General features: G+C 50.0%; 1 protein-coding gene and 1 rRNA gene. Both read right to left on the bottom strand.

The genetic code is table 11. From position 1 onward, the window contains the following. Positions 1 to 855 (bottom strand): 16S ribosomal RNA (locus TMES_RS21870); the annotation flags it as partial. Positions 856 to 1,147: 292 nt separating this feature from the next. After that, the coding region (locus TMES_RS23230) for a hypothetical protein (protein ID WP_211275994.1) at positions 1,148 to 1,399 on the bottom strand (252 nt) is incomplete at its 5' end.

The following is a 1,399-nucleotide window of genomic DNA, read 5'->3' as shown; positions in this document are numbered from 1 at the left end:
CTGCGCCACTAAGAGCTCAAGGCTCCCAACGGCTAGTTGACATCGTTTACGGCGTGGACTACCAGGGTATCTAATCCTGTTTGCTCCCCACGCTTTCGCACCTCAGTGTCAGTATCAGTCCAGGTGGTCGCCTTCGCCACTGGTGTTCCTTCCTATATCTACGCATTTCACCGCTACACAGGAAATTCCACCACCCTCTACCATACTCTAGTCAGTCAGTTTTGAATGCAGTTCCCAGGTTGAGCCCGGGGATTTCACATCCAACTTAACTAACCACCTACGCGCGCTTTACGCCCAGTAATTCCGATTAACGCTTGCACCCTCTGTATTACCGCGGCTGCTGGCACAGAGTTAGCCGGTGCTTATTCTGTCGGTAACGTCAAAACAATCACGTATTAGGTAACTGCCCTTCCTCCCAACTTAAAGTGCTTTACAATCCGAAGACCTTCTTCACACACGCGGCATGGCTGGATCAGGCTTTCGCCCATTGTCCAATATTCCCCACTGCTGCCTCCCGTAGGAGTCTGGACCGTGTCTCAGTTCCAGTGTGACTGATCATCCTCTCAGACCAGTTACGGATCGTCGCCTTGGTGAGCCATTACCTCACCAACTAGCTAATCCGACCTAGGCTCATCTGATAGCGCAAGGCCCGAAGGTCCCCTGCTTTCTCCCGTAGGACGTATGCGGTATTAGCGTCCGTTTCCGAACGTTATCCCCCACTACCAGGCAGATTCCTAGGCATTACTCACCCGTCCGCCGCTCTCAAGAGAAGCAAGCTTCTCTCTACCGCTCGACTTGCATGTGTTAGGCCTGCCGCCAGCGTTCAATCTGAGCCATGATCAAACTCTTCAGTTCAAACATCTTTGGGTTTTTAAGAAACCCTAAACTTGGCTCAGCAATCGTTGGTTACATCTTTGATTTCTCGCGGAGTAACTTGTGATGCTGATAATCTTGTTGACTATCAGTCTGACTCCACAAGCACCCACACGAATTGCTTGATTCAGTTGTTAAAGAGCGGTTGGTTAAGATCTTTCGTCTCAACCGAGGCGCGCATTCTACAGCAGCCTCATTTGCTGTCAAGTGATTATTTTCAGAAGTTTTCAAAGTTTCCTTTGTAACTTCAACCACTTGCGCTTCCGATCTCTCGTTAGCGGGAGGCGAATTCTACAGCGTTACACGCTGCTGTCAACACCTCTTTTTCTCCGCTTTCGACCGAGAGGATCGAAACGTTAATAGAGCCAAACGACACTGCTCTACCAACTCCTTCTGGGCTTCGATGAACTGAAGCAGGTCGCTGTCGAATCTTGCGTAACTCTTTGTTTACCAAGGAGTTTTCCGTTTCGACTGCGCCGGAAGTGGGGCGAATTATAGACTTCCAGAATCTGCCGTCAACACCTAT

The sequence above is a fragment of the Thalassospira mesophila genome (genome assembly GCF_002115755.1).
Classification (GTDB): domain Bacteria; phylum Pseudomonadota; class Alphaproteobacteria; order Rhodospirillales; family Thalassospiraceae; genus Thalassospira; species Thalassospira mesophila.
This window is presented reverse-complemented; position numbering and strand designations above follow the sequence as displayed.